Below are 17,147 nucleotides of genomic sequence, written 5' to 3' on the forward strand. Positions count from 1 at the left end.
GCCGCGGCCCGCTGATTTCCCCCCTCCTCTCGCGCCCGCCCCCCCCCCGCGCCGGGCCCGCGCGGCCCCCCCCCCCCGCCCGGCCCCCCCCCGGCCCCTCCCCGGCCGGCCCCCCCGTCGCCCGGCGCCCCCGTGGGCCGCGCGGTGGGGCGGGGGCACTGCTCGCGGTGGGGCAGGGGCACCCGGGGGAATGCTCCCAACCAACGGGTTGGGTGAGCCTGCTAGGCTGGCGAGTCAGAGGACGACCCTCCGCGCAGACCTGCGGTCGACGCAGACCTGCGATCACCAACCTGAACAGGACCTGGAGTACCTACATGTCCGAAGAAGCCTTCATCTACGAGGCCATCCGCACGCCGCGCGGCAAACAGCGTGGCGGCGCCCTGACCGAGGTCAAGCCGGTCAATCTCGTCGTCGGCCTGGTCGACGAGCTCCGCACCCGTTTCCCCGACCTGGACGAGACCCTGATCAGCGACCTCATCCTGGGTGTCGTGTCGCCGGTCGGCGACCAGGGTGGCGACATCGCCCGTACCGCCGCTCTGGTGGCCAACCTCCCCGAGACCACCGGTGGCGTTCAGCTCAACCGGTTCTGCGCCTCGGGCCTGGAAGCCGTCAACATCGCCGCGCAGAAGGTCCGCTCCGGCTGGGACGACCTGGTGCTCGCCGGCGGCGTTGAGTCGATGAGCCGCGTGCCGATGGGTGCCGACGGCGGCGCCTGGGCCGGCGATCCGGAGACCAACTACCGCATCGGGTTCGTCCCGCAGGGCATCGGTGCCGACCTGATCGCCACCATCGAGGGCTTCTCCCGTGAGGACGTCGACGCCTACGCGGCGCGGTCGCAGGAGCGCGCCGCGGCGGCCTGGTCGGGCGGGTACTTCGCCAAGTCTGTCGTGCCGGTCCGCGACCAGAACGGTCTGGTCATCCTCGACAACGACGAGCACATGCGTCCCGGTTCGACCGTGGAGAGCCTGGGCAAGCTCAAGACCGCGTTCGACGGCATCGGCGCGATGGGCGGCTTCGACGATGTGGCGCTGCAGAAGTACCACTTCGTGGAGAAGATCAACCACGTCCACACCGGCGGCAACAGCTCGGGCATCGTCGACGGCGCGGCCCTGGTGCTGATCGGTTCGGAGAAGGCCGGTGCCTCGCAGGGTCTGACCCCGCGCGCCCGCATCGTGGCCACCGCCACCTCCGGCGCCGATCCGGTCATCATGCTGACCGGTCCGACCCCGGCCACCAAGAAGGTGCTCGACCGGGCGGGCCTGACCGTCGACGACATCGACCTGTTCGAACTCAACGAGGCCTTCGCCTCGGTGGTGCTGAAGTTCCAGAAGGACCTCAACATCCCCGACGAGAAGCTCAACGTCAACGGTGGCGCCATCGCGATGGGCCACCCGCTGGGCGCCACCGGCGCCATGATCACCGGAACCATGGTCGACGAGCTCGAGCGCCGCGGTGCCAAGCGTGCCCTGATCACGCTGTGCGTCGGCGGCGGCATGGGCGTGGCCACCATCATCGAGCGCGTCTAGGAAAGAGCGAAAAACATGGCAGAGAACACCATCAAGTGGGACAAGGATGCCGACGGCATCGTCACCCTGACGCTGGACGACCCGACCGGCTCGGCCAACGTGATGAACGAGCACTACAAGGAGTCCATGCACAACGCCGTGGAACGCCTTGTGGCGGAGAAGGACTCGATCACCGGTGTCGTCATCGCCAGCGCGAAGAAGACCTTCTTCGCCGGCGGTGACCTCAAGGGCATGATGAACGTCGGCCCGGAGAACGCCGCCGAGTCGTTCGCCGAGGTCGAGTTCATCAAGGCCGACCTGCGCAAGCTGGAAACCCTGGGTGTGCCGGTGGTTTCGGCGATCAACGGTGCGGCCCTCGGCGGTGGCCTGGAGATCGCCCTGGCCACTCATCACCGCATCGCCGCCGACGTCCGCGGCGTCGTGATCGGCCTGCCGGAGGTCACCCTGGGCCTGCTGCCCGGTGGTGGCGGCGTGGCCCGCACCGTCCGGATGTTCGGTATCCAGAAGGCGTTCATGGAGATCCTCTCGCAGGGAACGCGTTTCAACCCGGCGAAGGCCAAGGAGGTCGGCCTCGTCGATGAGTTGGTGAGCACGGTCGACGAATTGATCCCGGCCGCCAAGGCGTGGATCAAGGCCAATCCTGAGGCGCACACCCAGCCGTGGGATGCCAAGGGCTACAAGATGCCCGGCGGCACCCCGTCCAGCCCTGGTCTGGCCGCGATCCTGCCGTCGTTCCCGGCACTGCTGCGCAAGCAGCTCAAGGGTGCCCCGATGCCGGCGCCGCGGGCCATCCTGTCCGCCGCGGTCGAGGGCGCGCAGGTCGACTTCGACACCGCCACCCGCATCGAGAGCCGCTACTTCGTGGGCCTGGTCACCGGTCAGACCGCGAAGAACATGATCCAGGCGTTCTTCCTGGACATGCAGGCCATCAACGGCGGCGCGTCGCGGCCCGAGGGCATCCCCACCCAGGAGATCAAGAAGATCGGTGTGCTGGGTGCGGGCATGATGGGCGCCGGCATCGCCTATGTGTCGGCCAAGGCCGGCTACGACGTGGTGCTCAAGGACGTGACGCTCGAGGCCGCCCAGAAGGGTAAGGCGTACTCGGAGGGTCTGGAGGCCAAGGCGCTCAAGCGCGGCAAGACCACCGAGGAGAAGTCGGCCGCACTGCTGGCCAAGATCCACCCGACCGCCGATGCCGCCGACCTGGCGGGCGTCGACTTCGTGATCGAGGCCGTGTTCGAGAACCAGGAACTCAAGCACAAGGTGTTCCAGGAGATCGAGGACATCGTCGAGCCGAACGCGCTGCTGGGCTCGAACACCTCGACCCTGCCGATCACCGGTCTGGCCACTGGCGTCAAGCGCCAGGAGGATTTCATCGGGATCCACTTCTTCTCGCCGGTCGACAAGATGCCGCTGGTGGAGATCATCAAGGGCGAGAAGACCTCCGACGAGGCGCTGGCCCGGGTGTTCGACTACACCCTGGCGATCAAGAAGACCCCGATCGTGGTCAACGACAGCCGCGGCTTCTTCACCTCCCGCGTCATCGGCACCTTCGTCAACGAGGCGCTGGCCATGCTGGGCGAGGGTGTCCCGGCCGCCAGCATCGAGCAGGCCGGTGCACAGGCCGGCTACCCGGCCGCTCCGCTGCAGCTCTCGGATGAGCTCAACCTCGAGCTGATGCAGAAGATCGCCACCGAGACCCGTAAGGCCGCCGAGGCCAGTGGGGCCAGCTACGAGCCGCACCCGGCCGAGGCTGTGGTGAACAAGATGATCGAGATCGGTCGTCCGTCGCGGCTCAAGGGCGCCGGGTTCTACGAGTACGTCGACGGCAAGCGCGTCGGCCTGTGGCCGGGCCTGGCCGACACGTTCGGTTCCGGCAAGGCGGATGTCCCGCTGCAGGACGCCATCGACCGCATGCTGTTCGCCGAGGCACTGGAGACCCAGAAGTGCATCGACGAGGGCGTGCTGACCTCGACGGCCGACGCCAACATCGGCTCCATCCTCGGCATCGGCTACCCGCCGTACACCGGTGGCAGCGCGCAGTTCATCGTGGGTTACCAGGGTGAACTGGGTGTGGGCAAGGAGGCCTTCGTGGCCCGCGCCAAGCAGTTGGCCGAGCGTTACGGCGACCGCTTCAACCCGCCGGCGTCGCTGACCAGCTAGCGATCTGTGCCGAAGCCCCCGGAACCCAGAGGTTCCGGGGGCTTCGTCGGCACTCGATGAGTTCAGCCGTCCTGATGGGTCTGTACATCTATGGGAAACGAAGATCTCTGGGCAGTCCTTGATCGTGGCGTGGCCGCCGGCCGAATACCCGGGTATGCCGCGGCAGTCCGTCGTGGCGGCGTCGGCGAGGTGCACGTCTCGGGCCGGATCTCCTTCGACGCGGCCGCGGCGCCCATCGTGCCCGACACCCCGTTTCGGATATCGTCGCTGGGCAAGCCGCTCGGCGCCGCGCTGACCCTGGCCCTGATGGAGGACGGGGTGCTGCGCCTGGATGACGAAATCCGGTGCTGGCTCCCCGAACTCGCCGATCCTGCCGTGCTGCGCCGGGTGGACGGCCCCCTGTCGGACACCGAACCCGCCGACCGGCCCATCACCGTGGCGCACCTGCTGACCATGACCGCCGGGTGGGGCGTGGTGTTCGAGACCTGTCCACTGCAGTCCGCAATCTTTGAGCGCGGGATCGGCTCTGGTCCGGTGCCGCCACAGCTGACCGGCGACGAATTCGTCCGGCGGCTGGCGGAGGTGCCGCTGGCCTTTCATCCTGGCACCGGGTGGCTCTACGACACGCCGTTCAAAGTGCTCAGTGTGCTGCTCGCGCGGGCAACCGGGGTGACATTGGCGGAGCTGCTCGCCGACCGGATCACCGGGCCGCTGGGAATGGCGGACACCGGATTCTGGGTGGAGCAGGCCGACCGGCTCCCGACTCCGTATCGGCCGGCCGACGATGGAGTCGAGGAGATCGACCTGCCGGCCGGTGCCTTCCTGCGACCGCCGCCGTTCGAGGACCTCAGCTGCGGATTGGTCTCCACTGCAACCGATCTGCTGCGGTTCTTCTCGGCGATGGCAGATGGCGGAGGCTCGGTTCTGCGACCCGGGACGGTACGCCTGATGACCACCGACCAGCTCACCGCCGAGCAGCGCAGGCAGGGGCTGGACATCCTCGGTGCGGGGGTGTCCTGGGGTCTGGGTGTCGGTGTTGACGTGGAGCCGGCACGCCCGTGGATGCGGTCCGGGCGGTGGGGCTGGATCGGCGGCAGCGGGACGAGCGGGCACGCCGATCCCGACGGCTCGGTGGCGCTGTTGCTGACCCAGCGCGAGCTGTCCGGTCCGCTGGAGGGATTCGACGAGTTCTGGGCGACGAACGCGGCGTGCGCGGACATGGCGTGATGACCCGTATGACCGCGGCGCAGACCGACCGCTACCGCCCCCGGCGTCGCTGACCAGCCGGCGATCCAGCGCGATACCGCATTCGCCTTCTCCGGCCCGCCGCGGCTCGTAGGCTCTGAGCGTGCGCTTGTCGTGGCCACTGAGTGGCCGCTCGGGGGAGATGCGAGCCATCGAGGCCGCCATCGGCGCGCCGGACGTGTCCGGTGTCGTCGTCCACGGCCCGGCCGGGGTGGGGAGGAGCCGACTCGCCCGGCAGGTGCTGGAGACCGCCCATGCGCGGGGCGTCGAGGTGCGATGGGTGGTCGGCGCGACCTCGGCCGCAGCGGTGCCGCTGGGGGCGATGACCGCCTGGGCACCCCCCGGCGCCACCGACACCGTCCACCTCCTGCGCGGAGTGATCGAATCGCTGACCGCCGCTCCGCCCGGCGTCGAGGTGCTCATCGGCGTCGACGACGTGCATCTTCTCGATGATCTGTCGGCGTTCGTGCTGCATCAGATCGCGCAGCGGGGCAGGGCGAAACTGCTGCTGACGATCGTCGACGGCAAACCCATTCCGGCAGCGGTCTCAGACATCACGAGGGTGGGCCAGTTCGATCGGCTCGAGCTGAAGCCGCTCGGGCTGGACGAGACCACGGCACTGCTGTCGGCGGCTCTGGGTGGGGCCCTGGATCCGGACGCCGCGCTGCGGTTGTGGCGGCTGACACGCGGAAACGTGCTGTATCTGCGGACGATCGTGGAGCAGGAGGTGGCCGACGGAGGAATCGTCGAACACCACGGATTGTGGCGCTGGGTTCAGAACCGGCCGATGCCGTCAGGGCTGGTCGAGGTTGTCGAGTCGCAGATCGGGGCACTGCCCGCGCCGGTGAGCGACGTGCTCGATGTGCTGGCCGTCGCCGAACCGCTGGAACTGTCGATCTTGGCGGGGATCGCCGATGCGACCGCCCTCGAGGAGGCGGAGGGCCGCGAGCTCATCACGCTCGAGGACCCCGGGACCGGCGTGCAGGTGCGACTGGCTCACCCGTTGTACGCGGAGGTGCGACGCGGGCGCGCCGCGGCCACCCGGTTGCGACGATTTCGCGGTCTGGTCGCCACCGAACTCGCCGCCGGCCCCAACCACGACGACATCAGGGTCATCGTGCGCCGTGCCATGCTGAGCCTGGACTCCGATCTCGCCCCCGACGGCCAGCTGCTGGTCGGCGGCAGCCACGGCGCCATCTGGTTGGCGGACCTGCACCTCGCCGAACGGCTGGCGGCGGCGGCCGACAGCGCCGGAGCCGGGACGGAGGCCAAGTTCCTTCGAGCGCACGCACTTTCGTGGCTGGGCCGCGGAGAGGACGCCGACGCGATCCTGATCGCGATCCCCTGCGCCGATCTGACCGGCGCCGAGCAGGGCAGGCTCGCGTTCCTGCGTGCCAGCAACATGCTGTGGGCGCTCGGGGATCCGGGACGTGCGGCGCAGCTCATCGACGAGGCGTCACGCACCGCGCCGCTGTCGGCGCGCGGGTACATCGACGCGTTCCGGACGGTGTACCTGTTTGCGCTCGACCAGCCGGGTCAGGCTTTGGACATATCCAAAAGCCTTGCAGTGGAGGATCTTCCCGCCGTTGTGGGTGCCGAGATCGCCTGGGTGGTCACGGTGATGGCCGCGGACGCCGGTCAGATCTCGCGAGCCGTCGACCTCGCCACCACCGGATACGCCGTCACGAGGCGGTCCCTGGACGCCCCGCAGATGCGGTTCAACATCGCCGACGCACACGTCAGCGCCCTGCTGCTGGCCGGCCGAGTCGGGGAAGCCGGAATACTGGCGGATCGGGTGTGTCGGGAGGCCGCCGACCTTCCCGGGGCCGCGCAGTCGCTCGGTGCCGCGATCAAAGGTCGGGCTGACCTCGGCGCCGGCCGCGTCGACGCCGCCAGTGCTGCGCTGAGCCGGGCGGCCGGCGAACTGTCGGCGGCGGGCCACGCCACCGGCTGGGGTTACCGCTATGGCATTCCCCGCGTGACGGCATTGGCCATGTGCGGTGCGACCAGTGCGGCCGCTTCGGCGCTCGCGGAGATCGGCGAGCTGGACCGTTCCTTCCGGAAGCTGGGCTACGAGTACAGCCTCGCGCGGGCCTGGCTGTCTGCAGCCCAGGGTGCGGTCTCCGAGGCGGTCGCCATCCTGCGGTCAGCGGCCGAGGAGTCGAGGTCAGTCGGACAGCATGCGGCCGAGGTGCTGTGTCTGCAGACCGCTGTTCAGTTCGGCGACAGCACCTGCGCACCGCGGTTGCGCGAACTCGAACAGGTGGTGGAGGGCCCGAGGGTGGGACTGGCCGCCCGGTTCGCCGACGGCCTGCGCGGCTCTGACGCGGACGAGTTGTCCGCGGTGTCAGATGAATTCGAGCGGATCGGTGACGTCGTCGCGGCTGCTGACGCAGCGGCACGGGCCGCGCTGGTGCATCGTCTACATGACCGGCGAGGGTCGGCGCTGGGCTGCTCGACACGGGCCAGCAGGCTGGCCGCAGAATGCGGCGGCCTGTCCACACCGGCGTTGCGCAGCGCCGGCGCGCCGCTGCCGCTGACGGACCGGGAACGCGAGATCGTGATGCTGATCGGCGAAGGACTGTCCAACCGTGCCATCGCGGCGCGACTGATCGTGTCGGTGCGCACCGTCGAAAGCCATATCTACAAGGCCATGGCCAAGACTGGGACCGCGCGCCGCGAGGAACTCGCCGCGTTGGTGTCGCGCCCCCGGGCAGGTCCGCACTGATCCTTCATCGGGTGGGGCGGCTCAACCGTGCATCGCATGGTGCAGGCGCGGAATGTCGTCGCCGTCCTGCCGAAACCGATGCAGACGTTCCTGGAGTTCGGGCCGGGACATCGCGTCGAAGTCTTTGGGCGGCAAGGACATCTGAAACATCAGTCCACGGCCGCCCGCGCCCTCCATGAGGGCGCCGAGGCCCGGGACGGGCAGCTTCATCACCATGGCGTGGAAGGACAGCGGCGTGCCCTCGAACTCGATGCGGGCAAGACCGACACCGCTCAGGTTGGTGATGAGGGGATTCCACCGGTGAGCATTGAAGGCGGTGGATACACACCGGGTTGCCTGCCAGGCGCTCGCCGCATCGAGGAACTGCTGGTTGGCGCGCAGATCACAATGCTCGTCGGCGAAATGAGTCACCATCCGACGAAGGCGTTCGGCGATCGAACGGCCGGACTCGGCGCGGTGAACATCAACGTTCAGCGTGGTGATGATGTTGCCCACCAGCATGGGATCCAGGCCGCACTGGCCTCGCGCGTTCACGGCGATCGCAAGGGTGCGACGGTCCACGGCGGGGTCGGCAGCCATCAACGCTTCGCACACGTGCGCACAGACGACGTCGTTGGAGGACAACCACATCCGAGTGGCGTATGAGCACCGCATGCGGCGAATCTCATCCGCTCCGAAGTACAACCCCAACGTCCGTTGCCTGCGTGCATCCTTGGCGAGGTAGAGCGCGCTGCGTGCGAGCTCGGCGTGTCCCAGGCACCGAACCCCCGGTTCAGAAGCTCCCTTGGACGGCAGGTGCGCGTCCAGGTGCGCGGCGCGGTCTTCGACGATCAATGGTTGCGCGAACGGTGTGCCGGCGGCGATCGCGGTCCAGGCGTTCATGAAATGCATCAACGTCCGCACGTCGCCGATCGCGTGGTGCCAGGCGAAGCCGATCGCGGTGGCGTCGTCGGCGAGATGTGTGACACGCACTCTGCACAGGGGACCGAGTCCGCATCGGGTGGCCACGCCGTTGATGGGGTCGACCAGCCATCCCGCGTTGTCCTCCGACGTCGAGGTGATCGCCTCCCGAAGCGTGCGGTGCGACGACACCGCGGTGAACGGCACCCCCTGGCCTGCACACCGGATTCGCATCCGGCCCCGGTGCACCGCGATTCGACCGGCGAGCAGCGGCATGCTGGTGAGCGCATGGGCGAACGAGTCGGCCAGCACGTTGACATCCAAACGTCGCTCGAAGAAGAAGACGAAGTGCACCGCCAGATTGGCCACCATCGCATCGGCTGCATCGCAACGGATTTCGAGTGTCTGCGAGGGCCGGGCGGTGATCAGTTGGGTGGTCATGGCTAGGTCCTGCGGTGCAGCACGATGCGGCTGCCGAGTTTCGGCGTATGGGCGACGCCACGGAAGTGCGGTTTCTCTCCGGTCGAGGCATCGGTGTGAATCCGGAAACTCGTCAGGACGGTGCGCATCACAACGTCCATTTCGGTCATCGCGAAATCCGCACCGAGGCAGCGGCGTGCTCCGCACCCGAACGCCAGCCAGGTGGGGCCGGTGGGTCTGATCCCGTCGAAGCGGTGCGGATCGAAACGCTGCGGGCACGCGTAGCTGTTCGGATCCTCGTGCAGGTCAGCGATGCGCACGAGCACCGTGCGACCGTGCGGAATCCGCCACCCGCCCAGATCGAGGTACGGCGCACGCACGCGTCGGCCGATCACATCGATGACGGTGCGTGCCCGCAGCGCCTCCGCGATCATGGCCCGCCGAAGGTCGCCGCCTCCTGCGTCGACTTCCCGGACCAGCTCAGCCAGTACATCGGGGTGGCGTCGCAACCTCTCGAACACCCAACCCAGGGCGGATGCGACGGTTTCGTGACCCGCCCCGATAAGCGTCAGGACTTCGTCGCAGACCCCCTGACGCGGCAGGCCACTGCGCACCAACAGAGCCAGGATGTCGGTCCGGGTGTCGAGATCGGGATCGGCGTGCGCTCGGTCGACCAGGGTGAGCACAATCCGGTCGAAGGTCGCGCGGAAAGCGTCCAGCCTGGCCCATGGGCCGGGCCGCCCCACCCAGTGCGGCGGGGCCGGCACAAACGCCATGATCTGACCCAGTGTCATCTGCGGCGGGATGATCTGACGCAGCAGGGCGAGTTCGCGTTCTGTCCCCTTGGTGCCGAAGATCGCCGTGAGGATCACATTCAAGGTGATCCTGTTCATCGGTTCGAGGATCTGGAATTCTTCACCCTCCGGCCAGTTCGCGGATTCGCGCAGCGTCTCGGCCTCAATGACCCGCTCATAGTTGCGCAGGCTTCGACCGTGAAACGCCGGCGCGAGAAGACGACGTCGATCATGGTGGGCGCTGCCGTCGAGGCCGAACACCGATCCGGGGCCGAACCAGTTGCTGAGGTTCGGCTGCACGTTCCCCACCTGGTCGACGGGCGCTGTGCACACGGCCCTGGCGAGAGCGGGGTCGGCGACGATGACCGTTCGGCCGAAGAATGGGACATTGATCTCGAAGACTCGCCCATGCCGTCTGATCCAGTTCCGCATCGCCCTGCGCCGAAACACCGCGAACTCGATGCCCTGCACCCACTTGGGCAGGCGCACGCGCGGCGGCGACGTGCCGACCGCTGTCGGCGCATCGCTTCGGCCAGTCGGTGCGATCAGGTTTGGACACGTCATGCGGAACCCCCACCTGCAATCGTCTCGGAACGCTGCGGGTCACCCGACGGTATGTCGCGCCACATGGCGCAAGGGCGACGACGGAACCCGAGCAGAGGCGTAAACAGCGATTTGAGTACTGCCGCGCATGCCGATGCGGTGGGCGTCAGTGGTGCACCACTGACGCCCACCTCTGGTGTCCGGGACAGGATCGATCTGTGCTTGACGAGGGCCACGTCGATGCTGTGCCGCCGGTGCTCCGGCTCACAGGTGTGGACAAGGCATACCGGCGCGGCGACGAGCGGCTGCAGGTGCTGGCCGGGTTCGACTTCGCGGTGGAGGCGGGCGAGTTCGTCGTCGTGACGGGACCATCGGGTTCGGGCAAGTCGACCCTGTTGCATGTCGCCGGAGGACTGGACGAGCCGGACCGCGGCACCGTGGCTGTCGCCGGGCGGGACGTGTGGTCGATGAACGCCGGTGCCCGCGCGGCATTTCGGCGGCGAAGACTCGGTTTCGTCTTTCAGTTCTTCAACCTGGTGCCGATGCTGACCGCAGTCGAGAATGTCTCACTGCCACTGGTGCTCGACGGTGTGCGGGCCCGCGTGGCCGATGCACGCGCGGAGGCGCTTCTTCGTCGGGTGGGGCTGGGGGACCGGCTTCGGCACCGGCCTGCCGAACTGTCGGGCGGACAACTGCAACGCATCGCGATGGCTCGTGCACTCGTGGCGGGGCCGTCGGTGGTTCTGGCCGACGAACCCACGGGCAATCTCGACAGCCGCTCCTCGACGGAGGTCCTTGATCTGCTGCGGTCGCTGGTCGACGAGGACGCGGTCGCCGTCGTGATGGTGACGCATGACCCGGCCGCCGCGGCGTACGGATCCCGCGAAGTGTGCCTCACCAACCACCTCGATGACCCCGGCGTGGCCATCCCGATCGGCGAGCGGTGATGCGCGGGCTGCGTGCTTCGACGTTGTCGTTTCGGCGCATCCACCTCGCCGCCCTGCTGTCGGACTGGCGGCGGACGCTGCTCAGCGTCACCGGTGTGGCGGTGGGCGTGACGGTGGTCGTCGGGACCCTGATTCTCAAGTTCGAGCTCGCGAGCCCGTTCGACTCATTCGGCCCGTCGCTGACCCACGCTGCCGATACCGGAGTGGTCGCGGTGACGCCGAACGTCAGCGACCGATTACCCACCGAGACAGTCGAGCGACTCCGCACAGAGGTCCCGGGGGCGGAGGCGGTCGTCCCGGTGGTCGCCGCATTGCGGCCGGTGGACATCGGCGCGGACACCCACGGCTTCTTCCTGCTCGGCGGGGATTGTCGGGTCGAACTTCTGGTCGGCTCATTCGACTGTGAACAGCGTGCCCGCGAACTCCTGTCGTCGTCCGGACCCGGGGTGCCCCTGCAGATTCCGGCACTCATCGCGCAACGACACGGTCTGCGGATCGGTCAGGAACTCCGCCTTCCCGGCCTGCCTCCCGGATCAGCACACCTGGCTGCGACGTTCCCCGAGTTCGACCGCGTCGCAGGAATCAACAACGGGTATGTGCTGCTGGCACCGTCAGCGGACGCCGCCGCTGCCATGCTGTCCACCACGGGTTATGTCACGACGGCGTTCGTGCTGCCACGCCCGGGGGTCGACATCACCGGCGATGTCGAGAGGGTCATCGCCGGAATCGCGAGCGCGGGGCCGCCGAAGCCGCACATGCCGGCGATCTTCGAAAGCGGCGCGCAAAGCCTCGATCTGATCGCGGTCGCAGGTGTGCTGATCGGCATGCTCATCGCCGTCAACACCATCCTGCTGTCCGTCGAGGACCGCAGGGCGGTGCTGGGCACGATCGGCGCGATCGGCGCCAGACCGATCGGGTTGTTCGGGGGGATGATCGGCGAGGGCGCCCTGGTGGGAATGGCCGGTGGGTTACTGGGGGTGCCCACCGGCCTCCTACTGGGGAGCTACCTGGTCGACCGGTTCGGCCGATCAATGTTGGAGGGATCCGGCGGAACCATCACGGTGCATTTCACCCCGTCGCTCATCGCGATCGGAATGCTCGCCGGGACACTCAGCGGAATCCTCGCGATGGCGGCGCCGGCGGTGCGGCTTGCGCGTGAGGGCCCGTTGGCGTCGATGGCGAGTGCGGGCGGCGTACAGCGCGCCAGGACGATCCCCGCCTGGGTGGTCGTCGGCGGGATCGTGTGCCTGGCTTGCGGATTCGCGGTGCTGAAGGTCTTTGAGAGTGGCCGGTGGCCGCTGAAGGTCGGCGTCAATGGCATGACCGTGGGCCTGCTGGGCGTGGTGATGGTGACGATCTGGGCCGCGCCGCGGGCCGCCGACGCCTCGACGGGGCTGCTGACGCTGGCCTCGCCCGCGGTGGGCCGATTGCTGCGTGCCGATGTTCGTCGTTATGCGGTGCTGTTCGCCCTGTCCGCTGGGGTCTTGGCCAACGGGATGAGCATGGCCGTCGGTGCGCAGACCATGCAGCTGCTCGGCACCGAACAGGTGGCCGACCAGAAGGCCGACCTGCTGCCCGCGGCGCTGTTCATCTCGGGTCAATCAGTCCTCGACCAACGCAGCAGCAGCATCGCAGATCCGACCGCCGACTCGGTGGTGCGCGCTGCCGACGGGCGTGATGTGGCCTCACGTTGGCGGGCGACGATCTCCTCGGGGGCGGCCTCGCGGCTCGTCATCGGCGTCACGCCGGGGGATTGGTACAGCCGCGCGCTCTATCAACCGTCCGCGCCGAGTCTGTGGAATGGCTTACAGGACGGGCAGGTTGGCCTGAGCGAGATCGCGGCCAGCCGACTCGGTGTCGGAACGGGCGGGACGGTCGAGCTGCCGACCGTGTCGGGTCCGCAGCGGTACCGCGTCGCCGGCACGTTCCGCCCCTTGATGATCGACGACTCCGCGCTGGGCGACATCGTTCTGGTGTCGCAGAGCCGCGCGCGCTCCGACTGGGCGGCGGTGCGCGACCAGATGGCGGTGCGATACGGCAGTGCCGACGACGCGAGCAGTCACCGAGACGACTTCGTCGAACTGGGCGCGGGCCTGTCGGTCTACGACGATCAGCAGTGGCGTTCGGTGGCCTCGCACGGAATCACGCGGTTCCTCGAACCGTTCACGATCTCGGGCTACGTGGTGATGGCAGCCGCCGGAGTGGGCGTGTTGAACGTGTTCATCCTGGGACTGGTGCAACGCCGGCGTGAGCGAGCGGTGTTGCGGGCGGTGGGGATGGTGCCCGGACAGGAGCAGGCGGTGGTACTGGCCTACGCGCTGCTGCTCGGACTGCTGGTGGCAATCATCGGCGGACTCGGTGGGGTGGGCCTGACGTACCTGTGGACGTTGGGATCTCCCGTCTACTACGGCAGCAGTATCGCCTGGGACGTGCTGGGCCTGCCACTGCGAACGGCCTCGGCCACGTTGATGGTGCTCGTGCTCATCGCGGCCGCGTATCCGGCGATCCATTCCCGGCGGTTGGAGACCGCTGAGGTGTTGCGAGACAGTTGACGGTCCACGTGACCCGGCATCACTCACATCCGTGCCGCCCAGGCGATGTGTCCCTCGAAACCCAGCGATTCCGCCATCGCGCGGTAGTGACGCACGAGGTCCCGACAGCGGGGGTCGTCGCCGCGCGCGCGTGCCAGCAGTGCTCGCAGTCTGAGCACCCACACGTCGCGGAGGACGAAGCCGTCCTCGGCCGGTGCCGTGGCCAACCGTTCGATGATGGCCTCGGCACGGCACAGGTCCGCGTCCGTCCCACGGTCGATCAGCGTCTCCGCCAGGACCGCCGTCGCAGGAACGGCGTAGCCCCACGACAGCAGAGGTCCGCTCCGGGCAGGCAGGTCGGCGGCTGCGAGCATGAGCGCCACGGCCACGTCACGGTCACCGCAACGTGCCTTCTCACGTGCCGAATACGCCTCCACCAACGGCAACTCGCTCAGGCTGTGCCCTCGATGGATGAACACTTGGCTGGTCTCCCCGAGAAGCTGCGCTCCCCGTGCGCGCTGCGCATCGGTGTCGCGGTGGACCAGGGCGGTGCCCAGCGCGGTGCGGGCGAAGGTGACAGCCATATCGTCGCTGGACTGCTCAGCGGCCTTCATCCCCCGCTCGATCTCGCGGACGGCGGCGTCGGTGCTGGACAGCACGCCGAACGAGATGCCTGGGAAGTAGGCGTAGGCGATCACCGTGGCATACGACAACGGGTCAGCGCCGCGGGCCATCGCGAGTCCGTGCCGCAGGTCGTGTTGCCATCCGGGCCGGCCCAGGCTGTACCGGCCGACAGCCCGCGTCGTAAACGCCAGCGCCAGAGGACATCCGAACATGAAGCTGCCGATCGACGGATCACCGTCTGCCACGGTGATGACGCGTTGCGACCACTCCAGCAGGTGCCCCCATGCTCCGTTCTGGCCTTTGGCGTAGATCAGCGGAAACGACAGCCCCACGATCAGGGCCGGATCGCCGATCGACTCGATCAACGTCCAGGTCTCCGAGGCGAGTTCCGACGCCTCGACGATCCGGCCTCGGAGTGCGTGATCGAGCACCAACCCGGCCATGCCGGTCGCCAGGGCCGCCTTGTCCCCCGCGGCGGTGCACAACTGACGCAGTTCGTCGAAGCGCTCACCCGTCACCGACATGTGGACCCGCCACGCGATCCCGCACAGCAGCGCGCGTGGCGTGACGCGCATCGAATGGCGCTGCGGGTCATCGTCGGGAAGCGCGTCGGCGACCTGTCGGGCGCGCTCCCAGCTGGACTGTGCCGCGGAGATGTCGCGGTCGGCCAACCACGCGCCGGCGCGCATATGCCAGGCGAACGCGGTGGGCAGTTCGCCGGCCGCTTCGAGGTGTTCGGCGATCAGTGCCGCGTTCTCGTCGGCCGTGGCCGGGTCGCGCTCCCGGATCGCGGCGGCCAGCAGGCGGTGGGACTCGGCGCGAGTGGACCGCAACTGAGATTCGTAGGCCACGGCGCGGATCAGTGGGTGCCGGAAGGCGTACTCGGGCTGGGGTGTGGAGCGGACCTGATCGACCAACCCCGCTGCCATCAGTTCGTCGGGCACGGTGTCCACGCCGAGCGCGGTCAGCAGTGCCGCATCGAACCGGTCGCCGATCACGGACGCGGCGTTGACCGCGCGTTTGGCAGGGAGTGTCAGACGGTCGATGCGGGCTTCGATGGCGGCCTGGACGGTCTCCGGCACGGACAGGCGGGAGATGTCGGCATGGCAGACGTAGTGTCCGGGTTTGCCGGCCAGGACACCGCGCTGCGCCAGTTCGCGCACCATCTCCTCGGCGAAGAACGAGTTCCCCGCGGCCCGCTCGGTGATGGCCACGCTCAACTCACCGAGCGAGGGGTCAGTTCCCAGCAGATCGGTCAACAGCGCGGCGATGTCCGAATGAGACAGCGGGGACAGCGTGATCGTCTCTGCGCCCGGCAATCTGGTGAGTGCGCCGCGATACTCGGGACGGGCCGTGATCAGCACCATCAACGGGACTTTGGAGACGACGGCCAGAAAGTCGGTCAGCAGCGAATCACTGACCGGGTCTATCCAGTGGGCGTCTTCGACGATCATCAATTCGGGTTCGGTTCGAGCCAGTGTCGCGGTGGTGACCAGCGCCGTCAACCGTCGTCGCCTGGCATCCGGGTCGATCGCGGGCAGGGACGTGTCCGGGCCGGTGATGCCGAGCAGGTCGTCGAGCAGCGCGAGATCGTGCGGGTCCGCCCAGGTGAGCCGATCCCGGACGCGCGCCCGGGCGGCCTCGTGGTCGAGGCCCGTGATGCCGATGCCTTCCCGCAGCAGACCGGCCACGGCGTGGAACGGGATGTCGCGCGTGTGGGACTCGCAGTAGACCCACGCCACACGGATCCCCCGCCCGGTGGCGAGTTTCGCGGCTTCGCGGGCAATCCGAGTCTTACCGATGCCTGCGGTTCCGACGACGTGCGTCACACAACCCCGGCCGTCGGCCGTACGGTCCAGGTGCTCGCTGAGAGCCGCCATCTCCCAGCGCCGACCGACCAGGCCGGCCTCGGCCCGTCGCGCTCTGCGGCGCGGCGGGTCGGCGGACAGCAGGCGCCGCACCCGAACCGGGCCGTCGGCACCTTTGATGTGGGCGGGTTCGGGTTCGCCGAGTGTCGCCAGATGCTCGACGAGTCGCGCGGTCGATTCCGACAGCATCACGCCACCGGGCGGGGCCACGGACTCCATTCGCTGCGCCATTCCGACATGAATCCCGGTTGCGCGGTACCCCAGGGGCCCTGAACCGATCTCGCCGGCGATGATCTGCCCCGAATTCAGGCCCACCCGAACACTCAGCGTCACACCGTCGCGCCGAGCCACCTCAGCCGCCAGCTGAGTCGCCTCGTCCTGGATGGCCAGCGCGGCCAGGCAGCCGCGAAAGGCGTGGTCCTCCAACGCCACCGGAGCCCCGAAGATGGCCATCACCCCGTCGCCGGTGTACTCCGCGGAGCCACCGAAGCGTCGCACCACGGCCGCCGCGCGTTGCACCAGTTCGGTGATGATCTCCCGGTATCTCTCGACGTCGAGGGCCGCGGCGATGGCCATGGACCGCACCACGTCGGCGAACAACACGGTGACCTGCTTGTACTCGGCCCCCTCGGCTGGCGCCGCGGTGGGGACACCGCAGGCATCGCAGAACTTGGCCGCCACCCGCAGTTGTGTCCCGCACGATCCGCACGTCGGGCTCCCCGTCATCATCCCCCGCCGATCCGGGGCCCCCGCCCCGACGTCTCAGGGTAGGACGCGATGGGCGGGTGAGGCGCCGTTTGGTCTCGTTCGCACCCCGGGCCCCTTCCCGACGACCACCACGCCGATCATGACTTCCCG

At 68.6% G+C, this 17,147-nt stretch carries 9 protein-coding genes; 6 read left to right on the forward strand and 3 right to left on the reverse strand.

Features of this window, described 5'->3' with window-relative positions; translation table 11 throughout:
- The first annotated feature begins 314 nt into the window (after nucleotides 1-314).
- The 4 genes from A5727_RS11380 (at nucleotide 315) to A5727_RS11395 (ending at nucleotide 7,662) form a co-directional block, all read left to right on the forward strand.
- The gene (locus A5727_RS11380) at nucleotides 315-1,526 is read left to right on the forward strand and encodes an acetyl-CoA C-acetyltransferase (RefSeq protein ID WP_068249021.1); all 1,212 of its coding nucleotides are present in this window, start codon (nucleotides 315-317) and stop codon (nucleotides 1,524-1,526) included.
- 15 nt (nucleotides 1,527-1,541) lie between these two features.
- Nucleotides 1,542-3,689 (forward strand): 3-hydroxyacyl-CoA dehydrogenase NAD-binding domain-containing protein, encoded by a 2,148-nt coding sequence (locus A5727_RS11385; protein ID WP_068249023.1) that lies wholly within the window; start codon nucleotides 1,542-1,544, stop codon nucleotides 3,687-3,689.
- Nucleotides 3,690-3,818: 129 nt separating this feature from the next.
- Nucleotides 3,819-4,916 carry a serine hydrolase domain-containing protein gene (locus A5727_RS11390; protein ID WP_231992044.1) on the forward strand — a complete coding sequence of 366 codons (1,098 nt, stop codon included), beginning with the start codon at nucleotides 3,819-3,821 and terminating at the stop codon, nucleotides 4,914-4,916.
- 121 nt (nucleotides 4,917-5,037) lie between these two features.
- Entirely contained in the window at nucleotides 5,038-7,662 is a 2,625-nt protein-coding gene (locus tag A5727_RS11395) for a helix-turn-helix transcriptional regulator (RefSeq protein WP_068249027.1), read from the forward strand.
- Between the two features lie 21 nt (nucleotides 7,663-7,683).
- Here A5727_RS11395 and A5727_RS11400 read toward each other — a convergent pair whose 3' ends face one another.
- Both A5727_RS11400 and A5727_RS11405 read right to left on the reverse strand, forming a co-directional pair.
- Nucleotides 7,684-9,003: an acyltransferase gene (locus A5727_RS11400; protein WP_068249036.1), complete on the reverse strand. Its 1,320-nt coding sequence runs from the start codon at nucleotides 9,001-9,003 to the stop codon at nucleotides 7,684-7,686.
- A gap of 2 nt (nucleotides 9,004-9,005) precedes the next feature.
- Entirely contained in the window at nucleotides 9,006-10,340 is a 1,335-nt protein-coding gene (locus A5727_RS11405) for a cytochrome P450 (protein ID WP_082949746.1), read from the reverse strand.
- A 197-nt stretch (nucleotides 10,341-10,537) separates the two neighbouring features.
- On the opposite strand from A5727_RS11405, the gene A5727_RS11410 reads away from it, so the two are divergent.
- A complete protein-coding gene (locus A5727_RS11410; RefSeq protein WP_231992045.1) occupies nucleotides 10,538-11,266 on the forward strand; it encodes an ABC transporter ATP-binding protein in 729 nt (242 codons plus the stop codon).
- Nucleotides 11,266-13,818: an ABC transporter permease gene (locus A5727_RS11415; protein WP_068249082.1), complete on the forward strand. Its 2,553-nt coding sequence runs from the start codon at nucleotides 11,266-11,268 to the stop codon at nucleotides 13,816-13,818. The genes A5727_RS11410 and A5727_RS11415 overlap by 1 nt, the downstream gene beginning before the upstream one ends.
- Nucleotides 13,819-13,841: 23 nt before the next feature.
- Here A5727_RS11415 and A5727_RS11420 read toward each other — a convergent pair whose 3' ends face one another.
- Complete coding sequence (locus tag A5727_RS11420; RefSeq protein ID WP_353612256.1) at nucleotides 13,842-16,970, reverse strand: ATP-binding protein; 3,129 nt, start codon at nucleotides 16,968-16,970, stop codon at nucleotides 13,842-13,844.
- Nucleotides 16,971-17,147 lie beyond the last annotated feature (177 nt).

The sequence above is a fragment of the Mycobacterium sp. ACS4331 genome (genome assembly GCF_001667265.1).
Taxonomy (GTDB): domain Bacteria; phylum Actinomycetota; class Actinomycetes; order Mycobacteriales; family Mycobacteriaceae; genus Mycobacterium.

What these genes read in the sequence shown, in the direction of transcription:
- A5727_RS11380 (WP_068249021.1), top strand. Translation starts at nt 315, where the DNA reads ATGTCCGAAGAAGCCTTCATCTACGAGGCCATCCGCACGCCGCGCGGC.
- A5727_RS11385 (WP_068249023.1), top strand. Translation starts at nt 1,542, where the DNA reads ATGGCAGAGAACACCATCAAGTGGGACAAGGATGCCGACGGCATCGTC.
- A5727_RS11400 (WP_068249036.1), bottom strand. Translation starts at nt 9,003, where the DNA reads ATGACCACCCAACTGATCACCGCCCGGCCCTCGCAGACACTCGAAATC.
- A5727_RS11405 (WP_082949746.1), bottom strand. Translation starts at nt 10,340, where the DNA reads ATGACGTGTCCAAACCTGATCGCACCGACTGGCCGAAGCGATGCGCCG.
- A5727_RS11415 (WP_068249082.1), top strand. Translation starts at nt 11,266, where the DNA reads ATGCGCGGGCTGCGTGCTTCGACGTTGTCGTTTCGGCGCATCCACCTC.